Raw genomic sequence first — 20,629 nt, forward strand, 5'->3', positions numbered from 1 at the left:
CGAGCCGTCACGGATGGAGTTGCCGATGCTGTTTGCAGGAAAGGTCGTCCTCGTTACCGGTGCGGGCTCCGGGATCGGCAAGGCCACGGCGCTGGCCTTTGCCCGTCACGGCGCAAGCGTCGGCGTTCTGAGCCACACCGTTGAGGAGGTGGAGGCTGTCGTGAAGGAGATTCTCGAGATTGGTGGCGCCGGGCTCGCCCTCGCGGCGGATGTGGCGGACGAGGCGTCGATGCGTGCTTCGGTCGAGCACCTCGTTCGGGCATTCGGCGGTCTCGACATTGTCGTCGCCAATGCGGGCATCAATGGGGTCTGGGCGCCGATCGACGATCTGAAACCGGCGGAATGGGACGAGACGATTTCCGTCAACCTGCGCGGCACGTATTTGACGCTCCACCTGACGGTGCCGCACCTCAAGCGGGCGGGCGACGGCGCCGTCGTCGTCGTCTCCTCGATCAACGGGACGCGCACGTTCACGACACCGGGCGCCACCGCCTATTCCGCCACCAAGGCGGCGCAGGTGGCGATGGTGCAGCAATTGGCCCTGGAGCTTGGCAAGGCCGGTATCCGCGTCAATGCGGTCTGCCCCGGTGCGATCGAGACCCGCATCGACGAGAACACGGAGCAAAGGGGGGCGAGCGAGACCGCCATTCCCGTCGTCTGGCCGGAGGGCGACATACCGGTCTCGCATGGCAAGCCCGGCACGGCCAGCGAAGTCGCCGACGTCATCCTCTTCCTCGCCTCATCCAAGGCGCGGCACATTACCGGCATTCCGCTGTGGATCGACGGTGGACAGGGCCTGCTTCGCTGATTCCTTTCCGCTTGTTGCCTCTGGCATCCTTGCCCGCCGGTGTGACAATGTGCGGGTAAACGGGAGAGGAAACGTTCAATGGCCAACCATCTTTTCGACGCGATCCGCGCAGGTGCAACACCGGAGGCGGCCTTTATCGAGGCGGCCGAGGGACGGTCCTGGACCTATGGCGACATGATCCGGTTCTCCGGCCAGTTGGCTGCTACGCTCAGCGCTCTGGGCGTGCAGTCGGGCGACCGGGTGGCGGTCCAGGTGGAAAAGAGCCCCGAGGCGCTGATGCTCTACCTTGCCTGTCTGCGCGCCGGTGCGGTCTATCTGCCGCTCAACCCGGCCTACACGCTGGCGGAGCTGGATTATTTCATCGGCGATGCGGAGCCGCGTCTGGTGGTCGTCGATCCGAAATCCGAAACGGGCGTCGCGGCGATTGCACAGGCCCGTGGCAGCGCGGTCGAGACGCTGGATGCACCCGGCAGCGGCAGCCTTCTCGATCGGGCAGGCGGGGCGGCGGCGGACTTTGCCGATGTGGAGCGCGGCCCGGACGATCTGGCGGCGATCCTCTATACGTCGGGCACGACCGGGCGCTCCAAGGGCGCGATGCTCACGCATGACAACCTGCTCTCCAATGCGCTAACGCTGCGCGACCATTGGCGCTTCACCAGCGCCGACCGACTGATCCATGCCCTGCCGATCTTCCACACGCACGGCCTGTTCGTTGCCTCGAACGTGACGCTGCTGTCCGGTGCCTCGATGTATCTGTTGCCGAAATTCGACGCCGACGAGGCGCTTCGGTTGATGCAAAGCGCTACGGTGATGATGGGCGTGCCGACCTTCTATGTGCGGCTCGTGCAGCATGCGGGCCTGACGCGGGAGGCGACGGCCAGGATGCGGCTCTTCGTTTCCGGCTCGGCGCCGCTCCTTGCCGAAACCCACCGCAGTTTCGCTGAAAAGACCGGCCATGCCATCCTCGAGCGGTACGGCATGACCGAAACCAACATGAACACCTCCAATCCCTATGACGGCGACCGCATCGCGGGCACGGTAGGGTTTCCGCTGCCCGGCGTCTCGCTGCGGGTCACCGACCCGGAGACCGGCGCGCCGGTGCCGGATGGTGAGACGGGCATGATTGAAGTGAAGGGGCCGAACGTCTTCAAGGGCTATTGGCGCATGCCGGAGAAGACCGCCGCCGAGTTTCGGACAGACGGTTTCTTCATCACCGGCGACCTCGGCAAGGTCGACGAGCGCGGCTACGTGCACATCGTCGGGCGCGGCAAGGACCTCGTCATTTCCGGCGGCTACAACATCTATCCGAAGGAAGTGGAGACGGAGATCGACGGCATGCCGGGCGTCGTCGAAAGTGCGGTCATCGGCGTGCCGCATCCGGATTTCGGCGAGGGTGTGACGGCCGTCGTGGTGCGGGCGAAAGGCTCTGCACTGGACGAGAAGGCGGTGCTCGACGGGCTGAAGGACCGGCTGGCCCGCTACAAACAGCCAAAACGCGTGCTGTTCGTCGATGATTTGCCACGCAACACGATGGGCAAGGTGCAGAAGAACGTCCTGCGGGAGGCCTATGCGGATCTCTACAGGGCTTAGCCCAGCCGGGCAAAGTGTCGTTTGAGGATGTCGAGCACCTCGCTCGCCAGTTCGCCGACGATGCCGTTGCGTTCCCAGGCATAGAGGGAGGCGACGACCGGCGGTTCCGGGCCGAAATCGGTAAGCTCCCTGACCCGCCATCCCTTCGTTGCGTCGATCGGCAGCAGCGAGAGGCCGAGGCCGGCCTCGACGGCCATCAGCACGTTGCGTAGGCTGGCGGAGGTGAAGGCGACGTACCAGCGGCGGCGCTCACGTTCCAGCCGTTCGGACATGGCATCGCGGTAGAGCCCACCGGGTGGAAAGGTGACGAGCGGGGTCGGGTCGGGCAGGTCGGGAGCCGCATCCATCGCCGTGAACCAGGCGATCGGCTCCATGAAGCTCGCCCAGCTGTCGCCGCTCGGCGTATCCTCCTTCAGCACCACGATATCCAGTTCGCCGGCGCGGTAGCGGCGGTTGAGGTCGGCGCGCAGGCCGGTGGTGACGTCGAGGCGGGCTTCCTTGTGGCGTTTGGTGAAGGCGGCGAAGGCGCGGGCCATTTCGGGCGTGGCGATATCGTCCGGCATGCCGATGCGCACGGAGGTGGTGCCGGAGGTTTCCGCCACCAGCGTCAGCGCCTCGCTCTGGAGTGCGAGGATGCGGCGGGCGTGGCCGAGCAGGCGCTCGCCGGTCACCGTCAGGCGCACCGGCCGGGCGGCGCGGTCGACCAGTTCCCGCCCGATCGCCTCCTCCAGACGCGCGATCTGCTGGCTCATGGTCGATTGCGTCATATGCAGGCGATCGGCGGCAGCCGTGAAACTCCCGGCGTCGGCGATCGCCACGAAAGCCCGGAGCAGGCGCGGATCGAGCACGGTGTCTCCATCGAAAATCAGAATAGTCAGCATCTAAACATCTAATTTGCGCATGATTCAAGCCGGTGATAGCGGTAAGCACGATCGACAGGCCGAACCCTGCCGCGAACAGCTATTTTCAGCACGAGAGACAATTCCGATGGATACCGTTAAGGCGCGCGCCGGGCGCGACTGGGCAATGCTGGCATTGGTCGTGCTGATCGGCCTCAACCTGCGCCCCTTCCTGGCTGCCCCGGCGCCGATCCTCGCCGAGATTGTCGCGGATACCGGTCTTGGCTATGGCGGTATCGCGATGCTTACCCTGCTGCCGATGTTCCTGATGGGGCTCGGTGCGTTCGTCGCGCCCGGCCTTCAGGTCAGGCTCGGCACGCGACGCGGGCTGTTGATGGCGCTCGGCATTCTCCTCCTGGGCTCGGCGCTCCGCCTCGTCGTCACCGGTGGGGTGTCGCTCATCCTGACGGCGGCGCTCTGCGGCATCGGCGTCGCCTTCATCCAGGCGGCCTTTCCCGGCATCATCAAGGCGCGCTTCCCCAACCAGGTGCCGGTCGTCACCGGCCTCTATTCGGCGATGATCATGGCTGGCGGCGCCTTCGGCGCGCGGCTGATGCCAATGTTCGTGCATGCCGGGTTCGGCTGGCGGGCGGCGCTCGCCTGGCTGGCGCTTCCGGTCGCCATCGCGCTCGCGGCTGCCTGGCGTACCCTGTCCGATGTGCAGTCGACCAAGCCGGACGGCACGCTGACGCGCCAGCTTCTCGGCCGGCCGCGCACCTGGGTGCTGATGGCGGCCTTCGGGCTGATCAATGCCGGCTACACATCGATGATCGCCTGGCTTGCGCCCTACTATCAGGCACAGGGCTGGTCGAGCGACGACAGCAGCGGTCTCGTCGCCGTAATGGCCATCTGTCAGGCGGTGGCGGCACTAGGGCTTCCCATTTTGGCGCGCGGCAATGTCGACCGCCGCCGCTGGCTCTGGCTGACCATCGCCTTCCAGGCCATCGGGTTTTTCGGGCTTACAGGCCTTCCCGGCCTGGCGCCGGCCGTCTGGGCAGGGTTTTGTGGTGCGGGCCTCGGCGGCAGTTTTGCGCTTGCCATCGTCACGGCGCTCGATCACCTGCCGCGGCCGGAACAGGCCGGCGCGCTTGCCGCGCTGATGCAGGGGGGCGGTTTTCTCATTGCCGCCATCGGCCCCTATGCAATGGCCGTGCTGCACGACTGGACCGGCGGTTTTGCCGCCGGCTGGGCGCTGCATCTCGGTTGCGTGCTGGTGACGGCGCTGCTCTATCTGCGCTTCGACCCGCGCTCCTATCCGGACGCGATGCCTTTGCCGTCATGAAAAACCCGCGCCGGTCGGGCGCGGGTTTCTAAGTGGTTCTTAACGACGGGAACCGAAAGGCCTCAGCGCCATGTGGCGATTGACGTCCTTGTAGAGCAGGTAGCGGAACGGGCCAGGGCCGCCGGCATAGCAGGCTTGCGGGCAGAAGGCGCGCAGCCACATGAAGTCGCCGGCTTCGACTTCCACCCAGTCCTGGTTGAGGCGGTAGACGGCCTTGCCCTGCAGCACGTAGAGGCCGTGTTCCATGACATGGGTTTCGGCAAAGGGAATGACCGCGCCGGGCATCAGCGTGACGATCGTCACATGCATGTCGTGGCGCAGGTCGTTCGGATCGACGAAGCGCGTCGTTGCCCATCCGCCGTTCGTGCCGGGCATTTCCGACGGCTTGATGTCCTTTTCGTTGAGGATCAGCGGTTCGGGATGGGGAAGGCCATCGACCGCCTCATAGGCCTTGCGGATCCAGTGGAAACGGGCATGAGCGCCCGAGCGATTGTGCAGCGACCATTTCAGGCTGGGCGGCAGGAAAGCATAACCGCCCGGCTGAAGCGTGTGTTTGCCGGTCGGCAGCGTCAGCTCCACCTCGCCATCGACGACGAAGAGCACGCCTTCTGCGTCGGGATCCTGCTCCGGCCTGTCGCTGCCGCCGCCCGGCGCCACTTCCATGATGTACTGCGAAAACGTCTCGGCAAAGCCGGACAGCGGGCGGGCGATGACCCAGCAACGCGTCTCGTTCCAGAAGGGCAGGAAGCTGGTGACGATGTCCTGCATGGTTCCCTTCGGGATCACTGCATAGGCTTCGGTGAACATCGCGCGGCCGGTCAGGAGATCGCTCTGCGGTGGGTGGCCGCCGAGGGAGGAATAGTAGCTTCTTTGCATCGTCTCAGGCCCTTTTGTCTTGAGTGTTTCCGGTGTTTCCTGGCGGGCTTCTCTGCCGCCTTGTTCTTGAACGGCGCTACGTCGCGCCTGCCTTTTCCAGAAGTGCGACCATCGCGCCGAAACCGCGGCCGCGCGCATGCTGGAGCGGTGTTACGCCGTCGTTGTCCGCGAGATTGACGTTCGCGCCAGCCTTGATCAGAAGATCGACGATCTCGACGTGGCGCTTTCCGCCATCGCCGAGGATGATCGCCTCGATGAGTGCCGTCCAGCCAAGCCGGTTCACATGATCGACGTCGACACCGGCCTTGATCAGCGTGTCGACCGTCTCGACATGGCCGCGCTCCGCGGCCGGGATGAGAGCGGTGCCGCCGTAGCGGTTGATGCTCTTGAGATCGGCGCCGTGGGCGAGCGTCAGCTTGAGAATGTCGAGATGCCCGCGTGCACCGGCATAGAGATAGGGGCTGTCGCTGATGGCGTCCTTGGCATTGACGTCGGCGCCAGCCTCGATCAGCGCACGGGCGGCGTTCAGCCGGTTGGCATGCGTGGCGACAAGCAGGGCCGTCGCGCCACTGCCGTCCCGCGCCTCGATTGTCGCGCCTTTGGCCAGAAGGGCCTTGATGGCAATGGCGTCGTCCGCGGCGGCGGCCTTGTGCAGGTCTAGGGTCATGGCATTGTCTGCGGCAAGAAGGGGAGATGCGAAGGCGGTCAGGAAGAGCCAGGCCGAGAGCAGGACGAGTTTCAGCATGCGGATCCCGTTGGTTGTGGCGTCAAATTAACAGTGGCCACCGGCATTAGGAAATTAAATGTGCAAATCCCTATCATTCAGAAGTTGGAATTCATCTGAGGGGCCGGCTATAAATCGCATGAGCCGCCGATCGAGAAAGGGAACCGGTCCATGAAGACGGAACAGGGACTTTTGCGCATCTCCATTGCCGTCACCATCGTGCTGGCCGGTGTCGGCATCCTGTTCGGCATTCTCTCCGGCTCCTTCGCCATCGTCTTCGACGGTGTCTATGCGCTGACCGATGCGGCGATGACCGTGGTCGCCCTGCTCGTTTCGAACCTCATCGCGTCCTCGGCGACGGGCAGCGGCAAGGGCCGGCTCGTCAAACACTTCACCATGGGCTTCTGGCATCTGGAGCCGATGGTGCTCGGCCTCAATGGTATCCTTCTGACAGGTGCGGCGATCTATGCGCTGATCAACGCCATCGGCAGCATCATGGAGGGCGGGCGGCCGCTGAACTTCGACCAGGCGATCATCTACGCCGTGGTGACGATCATCGTGACGGTCGCCATGGCGATCGTCGCCACGCGCGCGAACCGCACGCTCAAGTCGGATTTCGTGGCGCTCGACGCCAAGGCCTGGATGATGTCGGCCGGCCTGACGAGCGCCCTGCTCGTCGCCTTCGTCGTCGGCTATTTCATCCAGGGCACGGCCCATGAATGGTTGTCGCCCTATATCGACCCGGTGGCGCTGGCGCTTGTCTGCCTTGTCATCATCCCCATTCCCGCCGGCACCATCCGGCAGGCACTGGCCGATATCCTGCTGGTGACGCCAGGCGACCTGAAGAGCCATGTCGATGCGGTTGCCAGAACCGTCGTCGAACGACACGGCTTCCTTTCCCACCGGGCCTATGTCGCCCGCGTCGGCCGCGGCCGGCAGATCGAACTCTTTTTCATCGTGCCCGAGGATTTTCCGCCGCGGAAGCTGCAGGAATGGGACGATATCCGCGACGAGATCGGCATTGCCATCGGCGACGAGGGGCCGGATCGTTGGCTGACCATCGCCTTCACCACCGATCCCGAATGGGCGGACTGAAGAAAACCCGAAGCGGGATCGCTCCACTGCGGGTTTCGTCCCAACCAGCCTCTTACAGACCGAGAGCCGTGATTGCGGTGTCCATACGCTCGCGGGCCTTCTTCGGCAGCTTGCCGGTCTTTATCGCATCGAGATTGGCCGGCGCATCGCCAACGACCACCACGCCCACCATGCCCATGCCGACATGCGGCATGCACTTGACGCCATAGGCGCCGGGCTTGTCGAAGGTGACCTTGTAGGTCTCGTTCATCTTGCTCTTGAAGGTTTCCGCCCCCTCGGGGATCATGCCCTTGATCGTCTCGACATTGTGTCCCTTGTCGGTCGGGATGAAGGTGACCGTGTCGCCGGGCGCCACCTTCACGAAGGCCGGCTCGAACACCATGGCGCCTTCGGCACCCTTGTTCAGCATATGCACCTCGAAATCTGCTGCTGCGGCGGGAAGCGCAAGCGCCAGAATGACCGCTGCTGCACCGACGATGCTCTTTGCCATGATACGCACTGGAAGTCTCCTTGCTGACGAACGTCAATCGTTCATGCACAAGGGGTAGACCCGCGTCGCCCTTGCTTCTTTGACGTTGATCAAACAACGGGCAGCGGCATGCGTGGCGTGCTGTCGCAGCTTATCGTCCCGCATGCACCGGCGGCAGCATGGCGCTCCAGGGCCGCGCCTCTTCGAGGTCTCGGGCAACGCGCACCAATGCCGCCTCGTCGGCGAAGCGGCCGACGACCTGGATGCCGATCGGCATATGGTTGCGGTCGAGGCCGAGCGGCAGGCTGACGGAGGGCTGGCCGGTGGCGTTGAACGTACCGAGGAAGGTGAAGAGCGTCGTGTCGCCCTCGGAGAAGCCGACCGCCGTGAGGTCCGGGCGCGTCGTGGAAAAACGGCCGTGTTCCGGCGCGGTTACCGGCGTCGTCGGCGTCAGCAGGATGTCGTAGCTCGCCGTTGCCATCGCCACATCGTGGCGGATCTTGCGCATGGTCTCGAAGATGGTGACGATCTCGGCCGGCGACATGGCAAGCGTCTGGTGCATCAGTTTGAGGATGACAGGTTCCAGCGTCGTATCGTCCAGGGGACGGCCGAGCGTGGCGGCAAGCGCGGGCAAATCGGCAAGGCCGAGGTTGAAGCCGCCCATCACGCCGATCATGATGTCGTGCGAATTCACCGGTGCCGCGATCTCTTCGACCGTGTGGCCCATCGATGCGAGCAGGGCGGCCGTCGCGTCGAGCGTTGCCAGCACATCCTCGGCGATCGGCACGCTGCCCCAGGCGGTGCGGGCAAGACCCACGCGCAGCTTGCCGGTCGGCTGGGCCAGTTCATCGAGATAGGGCCGTTCCGGCTGGCGGATGATGAAGGGATCGCCCGGCTCCGGGCCGGCAAAGACGTCGAGGGCGGCGGCCATGTCGCGCACCGTGCGGCAGACGACGAATTCACGCGCCAGGCCGAACAGCGAATCCTGCCCGTCCGGCCCGCCGGACACGCGGCCGCGCGAGGGGTTGAGGCCGACGAGACCGCACCAGCCGGCGGGAATGCGGATCGAACCGCCGCCATCCGAGGCATGCGCGATCGGCACGATGCCGGAAGCCACCGCCGCTGCGGCGCCACCGGAAGAGCCGCCGGCCGAGGCGTCGAGGTTCCACGGATTGCGGGTAATGCCCTCCAGAATGGTTTCGGTGAAGCCGGCAAAGGCCAGTTCCGGCACGGCGCTGCGGCCGACGATGCGCAGGCCCGCCGCCTTGGCGCGCCTGGTATAGTAGGCGTCGTGGGTGCTGACGCTGCCCTTCAGCAGCCGGCTGCCGCATTCCTGCAAGCGGCCTGCCTCCGTCGCGCCGATATCCTTGCGCAGGAACGGCACGCCATTGAAGGCACCCTCCGCCGGGCCCGGCACGGTTTCCGCATCCGCATAGAATTCCACGACGGCATTGATCGCCGGGTCGACCTTTTCGAAGGCCTGCCGGGCAAGGCCGGCAAGTTCCGCGGCGGTTACCTCACCGCGCTTGACGAGCTGGGCAAGGCTGGTGGCGTCGTGGCTGGCATATTCGGAAAGGTTCATGGGGAAGACCTGATTGAACGGGTGGAGACATTGAAAGGGTTTTTGGCGCGGGCGGCAAGGGTGCGCCGCTGGCCGAACCCGCAACCCCTTGCGTCTTCGTCTGGGCAGGATAGGGCCTTATATCTCGTAGGTTACACGGCCGCCGCAGATCGTCATTTTCGGGCGTATCTTGCCGATGCGCTCCGGGCTCACGGCCTCGATGTCGCTATCAAGGATGACGAGGTCGGCGAAGTAGCCGGGTTTGAGCATGCCCTTGCGGTCTTCGGCAAACTCCGCATAGGCGCTGCCGATCGTATAGGCGGCGATGGCGTCGTGCAGGCTGACGGAGTGATCCGGATCGCCCTCCTGCCAGACCGTCCGCGTCACCGCGGCCTGGATGCCGGCGATCGGGTCGATCGGCGAGACCGGCCAGTCGGAGGAGAAGGCCAATGCTGCGCCCGTTTCCTTGATGCGGCGCCAGGCATAGGCGAGATAACGGCGCTTCTCGCCGATGCGCGAGAGGGTCGGCTCGAGCGGAAAGCACATGCCGCCCGGCGGGTGCGGCGGCTGCATGGAGGCGATGACGCCGAGTTCGGCAAAGCGCGGCATGTCCTCCTCGGTGATCAGCTCGACATGCTCGATGCGATGGCGGCTGTCGCGGGCGCCGTTCGCCTTCTGCGCGGCCTCATAGCCGTTCAGCACGCGCCGAACGGCGCCGTCGCCGATGGCGTGCACTGCGATCTGCAGGCCGCGACGGTCGATCTCGGTGGCGAGTCCGGAAAATTCCTCGTTGCTGAAATAGGGGTCGCCATGCCAGTCCGGCCGGTCGGCATAGGGCTCGACGAGGAAGGCGGTGCCGGATTCCAGCACGCCGTCCATGAACACCTTGACCATGCCGGAGGAAACCCAGTCGCTGCGGTAGCGCCGGTCCATCTCGCTTGCCTTTTCGAGATCGGTGAGCGTCATCGGCTTCTTGAAATGATAGGGCACCTGGCCGCGCACGGTGATCGTGCCGTCCTCTTCCAGCGCCGCCATCAGCTGGAGCTGGTAGAAGTTGCCGTCCATGTTGTGAAACGAGGTGATGCCGTGTTTGGCGGCATGGGCCAGGCCGCGGCGCATAATCGCCTTGTCGGCCTCCCATTCCGCAGCGCTCGGTGCGGGGTCGGGCTCGCCGCCGGTCTCGATGCCGAGATGGGTGCGGTTCGGGCCGCCGAGATGCAGGACGGGCGACATGGCTTCGGATTCGCGCAGCTCGCCGGTCGCAAGGCCATCCGGCCCCATCACCACTTCGTTGCCGGGATTGACCGTCTTGCCGTGCAGGATGCCGGCCATGTCGAGCGCCTTGGTGTTCGCCCAGCTGGTGTGATGATCGGCGCCTACCAGCACGACCGGTCGGTCCGCGATGATGCGGTCGATATGGTGGCGCGTCAGCGGCTCGTCTTCGGAAATCATTGTGTAACCGGCGCCGTGGCCGGTCAAAAGGGCGTCGTCGGGATGGGCGGCGGCATGGGCAAGCAGGTTCGCCTTCAGCGCCTCGAAACCTTCAATGCCGGCGAGTTGAAGGTGCCCCAGCTCCTCGGCGCCACCGAACATGTGGATGTGGCTCTCGATGAAGCCCGGCAGCACCGACGCGCCGCCCGCGTCGACGATCCGGGTTTCCTCGCCCTTCAGCGCGAGGATGTCGCCGTCGCTGCCGATCGCGGCGATCCGCCCACCGGCAAGCGCAATGGCTTCGGCATGCGGATTGGCCGCGTCCATGGTGAGGATGCGCGCATTGATGACAATGAGGTCGGCGGATACGGGCATGCAGGTCTCCTCCTCTGGCTCCCCCTACGTCCTTTGGCGCAGGCCGAAAAACGAAGGAATACGCCAAAGGGATAGGTGCCCGCATGCGCCATGCCGGATTTATCCGGCGACGTTAAACGTTACCTCATCAAGCCCGTCGATATGCGCGACCATCGTGTCGCCCTTTTCGATGGCACCCACTCCGGCCGGCGTGCCGGCGAAAATGAGGTCGCCCGGTTGCAGCGTGAACAGACGGGAGAGAGAGGCAATCATCTCCGGCACCTTCCAGATCATCTGGTTGAGGTCGCCGTTCTGGCGGACCGTGCCGTTAACGGTAAGCCGGATCGCTCCTTGGCTCAGGTGTCCGGTCCCGGTTGCGGGATGAACAGGGCCGCAGGGTGCGGACTGTTCGAAGGCTTTGGCGACCTCCCACGGCCGGCCGTGTTTCTTGGCCTCCGCCTGCAAATCGCGCCGCGTCATGTCGAGGCCGATGGCGTAGCCATAGACGCAATCCAGCGCGCGCTCGACGGAAATATCGCTACCGCCGCTCTTGAGCGCAACAACCAGCTCGACCTCATGATGCACGTCCGTGCTTGCGGACGGGTAGGGAAAGTCCGCGCCGGGCAGGACCAGGGTGTCCGGGTTCTTCTGGAAGAAGAAGGGCGGCTCCTTGTCGGGGTCATGGCCCATCTCGATGGCATGGTCGGCAAAGTTTCGGCCGACGCAATAGATGCGATGCACCGGGAAGAGCGCCTCGCTGCCCTTGATCGGCAGGGTGGGAATGGCGGCGGGCGTGAAGATATAGGTCGGGGCCGGATTGGGAGTTTCTGACGTCATGAGATGCCGTGCTTTCAAAAGTCGTGATTTGAACGTCGACGCTAACATGCCGGGCGGCCGCAATCGATCCGCTGCTCTCGCCTATTCTGGCCCGCGATTGCATGAATTTGAAAAATCGCAGATAGAGACACGATGACGAAGGGTGCCCCGCCGGACATGGACAATCTCAAAAAACCCAAGGACACCTTGCCGAGCGAGCGTCGGCGCTCGCTGGCGATCGGCCTTTTGAAGGCCCGCGAGGCGGTGATGAGCCATTTCCGGCCGATCCTCGCCGATCACGACGTCACCGAGCAGCAATGGCGGGTGCTGCGCGCGCTGTCGGAGGCCGGCCAACTCGATGCCACGGAGGTGGCGGAGAAAGCCTTCATTCTCGCGCCGAGCCTCACGCGCATGTTGCGCTCGCTGGAAGAGCGCGGGCTGATCACGCGGGAGAAGGACGAGACGGATGGTCGTCGGGTGCTGTTGGCGCTCGCACCTGCCGGGCAGGCCGTGATCGACGCGGTGATGCCGGATTCGCGCCGCGTCTATGCGGATATCGACGCGCGCTTTGGCGCCAAGCGCGTCGACGCGCTCCTCGACATGCTGGAGGAACTCGCCGCCCTCAAGCTCGATGGCAGAACGGGCGGCGAGGAATAGCGGTCAGCGCGCGACCTTGGCGAGACCGGCATCGAGCGCGGCGACGATGCGCTCCACATCTTTCGTGGTGATGACGAGCGGCGGCGACAGGATGATGTTGGCGCCGGAGGTGCGCACCATCACGCCGGCCTCGTAGGTGCCTTCATAGATCGTCGCGACGACATCCTTTGCAGCCGACGCCTTGGTCTTGCGGTCGGCGACGAGTTCGAGCGCGCACATCAGCCCCTTGCCGCGCACATCGCCGATGATCTCGTGCTTCGCCTTCAGACCTTCGAGCCCGGCCATCAGCTCCGCGCCGCGCGCGGCGGCATTCGTCGCGACATCGGCGCGCCTGGTTTCCTTCAGCGTCGCCAGAGCGGCCGCGGCCCCCACCGGATGGCCGGAATAGGTGTAGCCGTGGCCGATCGCGCCATAACTGTTCTTGTTGGCCTCGAAAGCTTCCGCGATCCTGTCGGCGATCATCACCGCGCCGAAGGGGAAATAGCCATTGGTGATGGCCTTCGCGGTGGACATGAAGTCGGGTTTGACGCCCCAGAGACGGGATCCGGTCCAGGCTCCGGTGCGGCCGAAGGCGGTGATCACCTCGTCGGCGATCAGCAAGATGCCGTGCCGGTCGCAGATGTCGCGCATCAGCGGCATGAACGTCTCATGCGGCACGATCACTCCGCCGGCACCCAGCACCGGCTCCATGATCAGCGCCGCGATCGTATCGGCGCCCTGGAAGGCGATCTCGTCCTCGAACTGTCTGGCGATGAGGCTGGCGAGCACTGCTGGGTCCTCGGTGCCGAAAGGGTTGCGGTAGAGATAGGGGCTTGCCAGATGTGTGACGCCGGGCAGCAGCGGTTCGTAGTTGCGGCGGAAATTGGCATTGCCATTGACGGAGGCGCCGCCGAAATGGGTGCCGTGATAGCCCTTCTTCAACGCGATGAACTTCGTGCGCTCCGGCTGCCCATTGATCTTGTGGTACTGGCGGGCGAGGCGGAGGCACGTTTCCACCGAATCCGAGCCGCCCGAGGTGAAGAAGGCACGCGTCAGCCCATCCTCCCTGAACCATTCGGCCAGCTCGTAGGACAATTCGATCAGCGGCGAATTGGTCGTGCCACGGAAGGTCGAATAATAGGGGAGCTGGTCGAGCTGGTCGCGGATCGCCGCTTTCACCGGCTCGCAGGAATAACCGAGATTGACGTTCCACAGGCCGCCGACCGCGTCGAGTACGGTCTTGCCTTGCAGGTCGGTGATCTCGACACCCGCCGCGGCGTTGACGATTTTCGGCGGGTTGGCGCGCATTTCGGCCGGATGCGCCATGGGATGCCAGAGATGGCGGGCATTGTTCTCGACGAGGAAATTGGTTTCACGCATGGAATGTCTCCGGTTTCTGGAGGCCGAGCATCGCTCTGGCTTCGGCATAACTTTCGGCGGGGCGGGTGACGTCGAAATGCACATTGGGCAGGCCGACCGCGTCGGCGCCCTCGATGTTCTTCTTCTGGTCGTCGACGAAGACGCAGTCCGTTTTATCGACGCCGACGTCGCGAACAGCCTGTTCATAGGCGCGCGGATCGGGCTTGAGGATGCCGGTGTAGGTCGCGTCGACGATGACGTCGAACAGGTCGATCAGCGGAAAGCGCTTGCGGAAGTCGACGCCGTAGAAGAGATCCAGTTCATTGGAGAGGATGGCGAGTTTCATGCCGGCGGCCTTCGCAGCGAGGATGGTTTCGCGCGCTTCCGGACGCAGCACAAGGTCCGGTTCCGCTCCGCGCGCGCGCTGCACAAAAGTCTTCATGTCCGTCCAGTCCTCGCCGATCAGCCGGCCGGTCTCGCGGGTGCGCTCCATCCAGTAATCGCGCTCGGTGATCTCGCGGTTCTGCATGCGCTGCCAGAGCGGATCGGTCGAGGGATCGAACGGCCCTTTCCAGGTCAGCGTGCCGGGGGCGAGCCCAAGCGCGCGCTCAGTGACGTCGTGGGTTTCGAACAAAGTGCGGGTGACGACACCGCCGAAATCGAGGATCAGCGCTTTCGTCATGCCGCTTGCGCCTTTCCGCCGGGCACGACGCCGCGCGCCACCCAGCCATCGAAAATCTCCAGCGCCTTTGCCGAAAAGGCAGCGTCATTGATATGGGCATCGATTTCGTGCAGCGCGATCGATGCGGGCAGTGCCGAACGGAAAGCCTCGACAAGCGCCGCTAGCCCATCCGGATCGTGCAACGGCTCCTCCGTCTTGTCCCATTCCTGAATGCCGCCGGCAGGCAGGATGAAGGCTGTTTCGCCTGTCGCCGCCGCAAGCTTTTCCGCCACCACGCGGGCGATATCCCGGCGGCCGTCATTGTCGGTCGTGACCGAGCCGAGCAGGCGGTTGTGCGCGTGGTAGGGCCGGTCGGCCAGCGGCGCGGGCAGGTCGCGCCAGGCTTGGAGGTCCACCATGTCGAGGCCGCCGGGCGCGACGATCTGCGGGATGCCGTGTCGGCCGGCATTTTCCAGCCGGTCCGGGCCGGAGGTGACACAGGTACCGTTCAGGTGGTTATTGACCTCCTGCGTGCAAAAATCGAAGACCGCGGCAAAACCGCCCTCGGCGGCGATCGCCTCGAAGGCCCGTCCGCCCATGCCGGTGGCGTGAAAGACGGCGACGTCGTAGCCGCGCTTTTCCAGCGCCGGCTGGAGGTGCTTCATGTATTTGAGGCAGCTCGAGCCAAGCGACGTCATGCCGATGAGCGGCCGGTCGCCGGCCGGGCGGACGTTGAACCGCGCCGCGCCGACGACGGCGCCGCAAGCCTGCGAAAGCACGGATTTGCAGATCGGGTTGAGGCCATGCAGCCCGCCGGCCCAGAGGATCATCATCAGGTCAGGCGCGATGCGCTCCGGCGGGATGAGGTGGGAAAAGGCGATGGTCGAGACGACGAATTTCGGCACGCCGAGCGGAAGGCAGGCGGCGACATCCAGCGCAAGGTCCGTGCCCATGGAGCCGCCGAGCAGGATCACGCCGTCCACCCTGCCGTCATCAAACAGCCTGCGGGTGAGGGTGGCTGCGCCCTTGGCCATCAAGGCCATGGCGCTGTATTCGTCGCCGCTGGTCGCGATCGCTTCTATCGTCGTTTCCGCTGCCGCGGCGATATCGTGGCGCGAAAAATCCGGCTGGTAGGGCGGGTCGGCGAGCACGCTGACATCGACCAGCACCGGCCGGCCGCCGGCGGTGCGGATCACCTCCGCCATGAACTGCAACTCGTCCGCCTTCGTATCGCCGGTGCCGAAGACGAGGATATTGGGCACCTTGGATTCGTCGCTCATGGTCTCATTCCCCTGATCATCTTGAGCGGGGCGCTTGGTGCACCCTCGTTTCCGTTCAGTCGCGCCGAAAGCCGGCCGGCGGCGTCCGCCACCTTGAGGCCCAGTTCCTCAAGATGCGCTGGGTCGATGCGCACGTCCGGCGCGGCGATGGCGAGCGTGGCGACGGGCCGGCGGTCGGCCCCGAGCACGGCAGCCGCGACGCTGACGACGCCGGCTTCGAGCCCGTTGCGATTGATCGACCAGCCGCGCTTGCGGGTTTCGTCGAGGCGTTGGCGGAGCACTGCAAGATCCGTGACGGTCGCGTCGGTAAAAGCTTCGAGAGGCTCCTTGAGCAGGGCCTTGGCGGCATCGCGCGGCAAGGAGGCAAGGAAGGCGAGACCGGAGGCGGTGGCGTGCAGCGGCAGGATGACGCCGACATCGACGATGACGCGGTGTGCCTTGGGGCAATCCTCGACATGCAGCGAATGCAGCGCCCCGCCGGAAAATTCCGCGAGATGGCAGGTTTCACCGGTCGCTTGCGCCAGTTCCTTGACGAAGGGAATGGCGGCGCACAGCAGCGGCACGCGGGCCTCGCGGATACGGGCGAGCCGCACCGGGGCGGCACCGATCCGGTAGCGGCGCGTCATGGTGTCCTGCTCAAGAAAACCGTGAGCCTCCAGCTCCACCAGCATGCGCCGCGTCGTCGCCTTGTCCATGCCGGCAAGCCGCGCGAGTTCCGAAAGTCCCTTTTCCTCCTCCTCGGCGGCCACCAGGTTCAGCAGCGCGAGGGCCTTTGCGACTGTGCTCACGACCCCTCCATTTACTTAACATGCGAAATAACTTGACAGCAGTCAGGCAAGTTTGCAAGTCTATATTTAAACCAGCGGTTTAATATTTGAACCGAAATCAGATCCGGCAAACCGGACATTTTGCAGCGTTTCGGCCAATCGGCCCCCGCGCCCGGAAAGGAGGTTCCGGTCGCGCTTCACCACTGCATGAAGGGGAACGTATCATGACAGACAGCATTTCATCCGGCGACAATCGCCTCAGAAAGGACAGTCTCGGCGCGCTCGCCGTGACCTTCCTCGTCGTTTCCGCCGCCGCACCGCTGACGGCGGTCGCGGGCGGTGTTCCGCTCGCCATGCTGCTCGGCAACGGCGCCGGCATGCCCGCCACCTTCCTGATGGTGACGGTCATCCTGCTGCTCTTTGCCGTCGGCTATGTCGCCATGGCGCGGCATATCCGCAATGCCGGCGCCTTCTATGCCTATACGACGCAGGGTTTCGGCGGCTATGCTGGCGGAGCGGCGGCGCTCATCGCCATCCTGTCCTACAATGCCATGCAGATCGGCATTTTCGGCCTGTTCGGCGCCATCACCGCCGGCTTTTTTGCCGGCCTTGGCATAGACCTGCCATGGTGGGTTTACACATTCCTCGGCATAGCCGCCGTCGCGGTGCTCGGCTATCGCCGGGTCGATCTCTCGGCAAAGATCCTGACCGTGCTCGTGGTGCTCGAATATCTCGTCGTGCTCGTCATCGATTTCGCGGTGATCGGCACGGGCGGAGACAGCGGTCTTTCGCTTGCGCCCTTCAGTTCGGATGCCTTCTTCTCCGGTTCGCCGGCGATCGGCCTGCTGTTCGGCTTCGCCGCTTTCATCGGCTTCGAGGCGACGACGATCTACAGCGAAGAGGCACGTGAGCCGCACCGCACCATCCCGATCGCCACCTATGCTTCGGTGCTGCTGATCGGTCTCTTTTACATGTTCACCTCCTGGCTGATGGTGAATGCTGCCGGCTACGAAAAGCTCCTGCCCCAATTGCAGGGCCTAGCCGATCCGACGACCTTCCTCTTCGTGATTTCCGAGCGCTATGTCGGCGCCTGGTTGTCGCCGATCATGAATATCCTGCTGATCACCAGCCTGTTTGCCGGCGTGCTGGCCTTCCACAACGGTGTCGCGCGCTACATGTATGTCGCCGGTCGCGAACGGCTGCTGCCCGCCGGCCTCGGCGTCACCCATCCGGCTTTCCAGAGCCCGCATGTCGCCTCGCTCGTCCAGACGGCGATTGCCGTTGCCGTCATCGCGCTCTTTGCGGTCACGGGGCAGGATCCGGTGCTGGCGCTGTTTTCCTGGATGACCAATGTCGGCACGCTCGGTGTCATCGTGCTGATGGCGATGACGGCCTTCGCCATCGTCGTCTTCTTCAGCCGCAATCCGGAGCTGGAAAAGAATGCGCTGGCGACAAAGTTGGTGCCGGCCGTCACGGGCCTGGTCCTGCTGGCCGTCATCGTTACGATCGTGCGCAATTTCGGCGATCTCGCCGGCGCCAGCGGGGCGCTCGCGGTCATCCTGCCGGGCCTTGTCCTGCTGGCCGCGCTGCTCGGCCTGGTGCTTGCCATGCGCCTCAAGGGGGCCGATCCGGTATCTTACGCCCGCCTCGGCCTCGGCCAGGCGAACTGACAAGAGCGCGGGCGGCTTTTCGAACCGCCCGCCCGAAGGAAAGGGAAGACCATGCAGGACCGCATCGACCAGCAACGCCATCGCCCCGTCAGTCCGGGCAAACTCTTCATCGGCGGCGCCTGGGCCGATGCGGCGGACGGTCGGCGCCTGCCGACCGTCTCCCCGCTCGACGGTCGGGACTTGACCACCATCGCCGATGGCGGCGCCGAGGATGTGGATCGTGCGGTGCGGGCGGCCAGGGCCGCCTTCGATAAGGGCGTCTGGTCTCGCGCGGCTCCCGCCGAACGCAGAAAGGTGCTTCTGCGCATTGCCGAGCTGATCGAAAAACACGCCCTGGAACTGGCCGTGCTCGGCGTGCGCGACAACGGCACGGAAATCCAGATGGCGCTGAAGGCCGAGCCCGGCAGTGCTGCCGGCACGTTCCGCTACTATGCTGAGGCGATCGACAAGGTCTATGGCGAGATCGCGCCCACGGCGGAAAACGTGCTTGGCCTCATCCATCGCGAACCGGTGGGTGTGGTCGGGGCCATCGTGCCGTGGAATTTCCCGCTGATGATCGGTGCCTGGAAGATCGCGCCGGCACTGGCGGCCGGCAATTCCGTGGTGCTGAAACCGGCGGAGATCGCTTCGCTCAGCCTGCTGCGCCTTGCCGAACTCTGCGCCGAGGCGGGCTTGCCGGACGGTGTGCTGAACGTCGTCACCGGTCGCGGGCAGGTGGCGGGCGAGGCGCTCGGCCTGCACATGGATGTCGACGTGCTGGTCTTCACCGGATCCGGGCCGGTTGGCCGGCGACTGCTCGAATACTCCGCCCGCTCCAACCTGAAGCGGGTCTATCTGGAGCTTGGCGGCAAGTCGCCGAACATCGTCTTCGCCGATGCGCCCGACCTCGAAAAGGCGGCGAAAACCTCGGCCTACGGCATCTTCCGCAATGCCGGGCAGGTCTGCGTCGCCGGCTCACGGTTGCTGGTCGAAAAATCGATCCACGCGGACTTCACCGCCCGCCTCGTCGCGATCACCGAGGCGATGACGCTCGGTGATCCGCTGGATCTGGCAACTGAAGCCGGTGCCGTCTCGAGTGAGACGCAGCTCCTCAAGGACATCGCCTTCATCGAGGATGGCGTGCGTGAGGGTGCGACGCTACGCACCGGCGGCAAGCGGCTGTTTGAGGAGACGGGCGGCTATTTCCTCCAGCCGACGATCTTCGACGGCGTGTCGCCGGATATGCGCATTGCCCGCGAGGAGGTGTTCGGCCCGGTCCTGTCGGTCATTCCCTTCGAGGACGAAGCGGAGGCCGTGCGGATCGCCAATGGTACGGACTACGGCCTCGCCTCGGCGGTGTGGACCGGCAACCTTTCCCGCGCCCACCGCATGGTGCGGCAGGTCAAGGCCGGTGTCGTCCACGTCAATACCTATGGCGGGGCGGACAATACGGTGCCGCTCGGCGGCATGCGCCAGTCCGGCAACGGCCATGACAAGTCGTTGCACGCGCTCGACAAATATACCGAGATGAAGACCGCCTGGATCCAGCTTTGAGGATCAGTAGACCTTGGCGGTCGCCGGGGCCTTGGCCGGTTCGGCGGCCTTGAAGTCGGCGAGCAGCTTCGTCGTGGCATTGGCAAGCAGCGTCACGTCATTGCCGATGGCAACGAAGGAGGCTCCAAGCTCAAGGTAGCGTTTGGCGAGGCCGAGATCGCCGATCAGGATGCCCGCCGCCTTGCCGTGCGACTGGATCTTGAGGAGCGCCTTTTCCACTTCGGCCTGCACTTCCGGTGCGCCGGGCCTGCCGAGAAATCCCATGTCCGCGGCAAGATCGGCCGGGCCGATGAAGACGCCGTCGACGCCCTCCGTGCCGGCGATAGCGTCCAGCGCGTCGAGGCCGGCGCGGCTTTCGACCTGCAGCAACAGGCAAACCTCGTCATTGGCGGTCTGGAGATAATCCGTCGTGCGGTTGAAGGCGGAGGCTCGCGCAAGGGCTGCGCCGACGCCGCGCACGCCATGCGGCGGATAGCGCACGGCCTTGACCATCGCCTCCGCCATCGCCTTGCTGTCGACCATCGGAATGAGCAGGGTCTGCGCGCCGATATCGAGCAGTTGCTTGACGATCCAGGTCTCGCCGATCGGCGGGCGGATGACGGCATGGCTTGCCGACCCCTTCATCGCCTGAAGCTGCGAGACCAGCAGCGGCACGTCATTCGGCGCGTGTTCGGCATCAAGCAGCAGCCAGTCATAGCCGGCGTCCGCGCAGATCTCGACCGTGTAGGGATTGGCGAGCGCCTGCCAGAGGCCGATCTGAGCGCGGCCTTCCTTCAACGCCTGCTTGAAGCGGTTTTTCGGAGCGGGCATGGCAAATT

At 65.0% G+C, this 20,629-nt stretch carries 19 protein-coding genes; 7 read left to right on the forward strand and 12 right to left on the reverse strand.

The genetic code is table 11. The features are described 5' to 3' along the window. The first annotated feature begins 25 nt into the window (after positions 1–25). Positions 26–808 carry an SDR family oxidoreductase gene (locus GR138_RS18765; protein WP_160860794.1) on the forward strand — a complete coding sequence of 261 codons (783 nt, stop codon included), beginning with the start codon at positions 26–28 and terminating at the stop codon, positions 806–808. A 78-nt stretch (positions 809–886) separates the two neighbouring features. Continuing rightward, the gene (locus tag GR138_RS18770) at positions 887–2,398 is read left to right on the forward strand and encodes a malonate--CoA ligase (RefSeq protein ID WP_160860795.1); all 1,512 of its coding nucleotides are present in this window, start codon (positions 887–889) and stop codon (positions 2,396–2,398) included. Here GR138_RS18770 and GR138_RS18775 read toward each other — a convergent pair. Continuing rightward, positions 2,395–3,279: a LysR family transcriptional regulator gene (locus tag GR138_RS18775; protein WP_202402723.1), complete on the reverse strand. Its 885-nt coding sequence runs from the start codon at positions 3,277–3,279 to the stop codon at positions 2,395–2,397. The genes GR138_RS18770 and GR138_RS18775 overlap by 4 nt on opposite strands. Before the next feature lie 106 nt (positions 3,280–3,385). On the opposite strand from GR138_RS18775, the gene GR138_RS18780 reads away from it, so the two are divergent. Next, complete coding sequence (locus tag GR138_RS18780; protein ID WP_160860796.1) at positions 3,386–4,579, forward strand: cyanate transporter; 1,194 nt, start codon at positions 3,386–3,388, stop codon at positions 4,577–4,579. A gap of 39 nt (positions 4,580–4,618) precedes the next feature. Here GR138_RS18780 and GR138_RS18785 read toward each other — a convergent pair whose 3' ends face one another. Both GR138_RS18785 and GR138_RS18790 read right to left on the reverse strand, forming a co-directional pair. Beyond that, positions 4,619–5,455, reverse strand: coding sequence for a bifunctional allantoicase/(S)-ureidoglycine aminohydrolase (locus GR138_RS18785; protein WP_160860797.1), 837 nt, complete (start codon positions 5,453–5,455; stop codon positions 4,619–4,621). Positions 5,456–5,531: 76 nt separating this feature from the next. Next, positions 5,532–6,200, reverse strand: coding sequence for an ankyrin repeat domain-containing protein (locus tag GR138_RS18790; protein WP_160860798.1), 669 nt, complete (start codon positions 6,198–6,200; stop codon positions 5,532–5,534). Between the two features lie 150 nt (positions 6,201–6,350). On the opposite strand from GR138_RS18790, the gene GR138_RS18795 reads away from it, so the two are divergent. Beyond that, positions 6,351–7,274 carry a cation diffusion facilitator family transporter gene (locus GR138_RS18795; RefSeq protein ID WP_160860799.1) on the forward strand — a complete coding sequence of 308 codons (924 nt, stop codon included), beginning with the start codon at positions 6,351–6,353 and terminating at the stop codon, positions 7,272–7,274. Between the two features lie 52 nt (positions 7,275–7,326). On the opposite strand, the gene GR138_RS18800 is transcribed toward GR138_RS18795, so the two are convergent. The 4 genes from GR138_RS18800 to GR138_RS18815 form a co-directional block, all read right to left on the reverse strand. Continuing rightward, a complete protein-coding gene (locus GR138_RS18800) occupies positions 7,327–7,773 on the reverse strand; it encodes a pseudoazurin (RefSeq protein WP_160860800.1) in 447 nt (148 codons plus the stop codon). A 121-nt stretch (positions 7,774–7,894) separates the two neighbouring features. After that, complete coding sequence (locus GR138_RS18805; protein ID WP_160860801.1) at positions 7,895–9,325, reverse strand: amidase; 1,431 nt, start codon at positions 9,323–9,325, stop codon at positions 7,895–7,897. Between the two features lie 117 nt (positions 9,326–9,442). After that, a complete protein-coding gene (locus GR138_RS18810; protein WP_160860802.1) occupies positions 9,443–11,110 on the reverse strand; it encodes an amidohydrolase in 1,668 nt (555 codons plus the stop codon). A gap of 99 nt (positions 11,111–11,209) precedes the next feature. Beyond that, complete coding sequence (locus GR138_RS18815; protein WP_160860803.1) at positions 11,210–11,926, reverse strand: fumarylacetoacetate hydrolase family protein; 717 nt, start codon at positions 11,924–11,926, stop codon at positions 11,210–11,212. A gap of 132 nt (positions 11,927–12,058) precedes the next feature. On the opposite strand from GR138_RS18815, the gene hpaR reads away from it, so the two are divergent. Then, positions 12,059–12,562, forward strand: coding sequence for a homoprotocatechuate degradation operon regulator HpaR (gene hpaR / locus GR138_RS18820; protein ID WP_160860804.1), 504 nt, complete (start codon positions 12,059–12,061; stop codon positions 12,560–12,562). Between the two features lie 3 nt (positions 12,563–12,565). On the opposite strand, the gene GR138_RS18825 is transcribed toward hpaR, so the two are convergent. Genes GR138_RS18825 through GR138_RS18840 form a run of 4 tightly spaced genes read right to left on the reverse strand, consistent with a single transcriptional unit; the run spans position 12,566 to position 16,629 of the window. Beyond that, positions 12,566–13,921, reverse strand: coding sequence for an aspartate aminotransferase family protein (locus tag GR138_RS18825; RefSeq protein WP_160860805.1), 1,356 nt, complete (start codon positions 13,919–13,921; stop codon positions 12,566–12,568). Continuing rightward, positions 13,914–14,582: an HAD family hydrolase gene (locus GR138_RS18830; protein WP_160860806.1), complete on the reverse strand. Its 669-nt coding sequence runs from the start codon at positions 14,580–14,582 to the stop codon at positions 13,914–13,916. The genes GR138_RS18825 and GR138_RS18830 overlap by 8 nt, the downstream gene beginning before the upstream one ends. Next, complete coding sequence (locus GR138_RS18835) at positions 14,579–15,841, reverse strand: Tm-1-like ATP-binding domain-containing protein (RefSeq protein ID WP_160860807.1); 1,263 nt, start codon at positions 15,839–15,841, stop codon at positions 14,579–14,581. Before GR138_RS18835 ends, GR138_RS18830 begins: the two co-directional genes overlap by 4 nt. Beyond that, entirely contained in the window at positions 15,838–16,629 is a 792-nt protein-coding gene (locus tag GR138_RS18840; RefSeq protein ID WP_160860808.1) for an IclR family transcriptional regulator domain-containing protein, read from the reverse strand. The genes GR138_RS18835 and GR138_RS18840 overlap by 4 nt, the downstream gene beginning before the upstream one ends. A gap of 203 nt (positions 16,630–16,832) precedes the next feature. On the opposite strand from GR138_RS18840, the gene GR138_RS18845 reads away from it, so the two are divergent. Then, positions 16,833–18,278: an APC family permease gene (locus tag GR138_RS18845; RefSeq protein WP_160860809.1), complete on the forward strand. Its 1,446-nt coding sequence runs from the start codon at positions 16,833–16,835 to the stop codon at positions 18,276–18,278. Positions 18,279–18,329: 51 nt separating this feature from the next. Then, on the forward strand, positions 18,330–19,811 hold the full coding sequence (locus GR138_RS18850; RefSeq protein WP_160860810.1) for an aldehyde dehydrogenase: 1,482 nt from the start codon (positions 18,330–18,332) through the stop codon (positions 19,809–19,811). A 3-nt stretch (positions 19,812–19,814) separates the two neighbouring features. Here the strand turns inward: GR138_RS18850 and hpaI are convergent, their stop codons facing one another. Continuing rightward, positions 19,815–20,621, reverse strand: a complete 807-nt coding sequence (gene hpaI, locus GR138_RS18855; protein ID WP_160860811.1) for a 4-hydroxy-2-oxoheptanedioate aldolase — start codon at positions 20,619–20,621, stop codon at positions 19,815–19,817. Positions 20,622–20,629 lie beyond the last annotated feature (8 nt).

The sequence above is a fragment of the Shinella kummerowiae genome (genome assembly GCF_009827055.1).
GTDB classification, from domain to species: Bacteria; Pseudomonadota; Alphaproteobacteria; order Rhizobiales; family Rhizobiaceae; genus Shinella; species Shinella kummerowiae.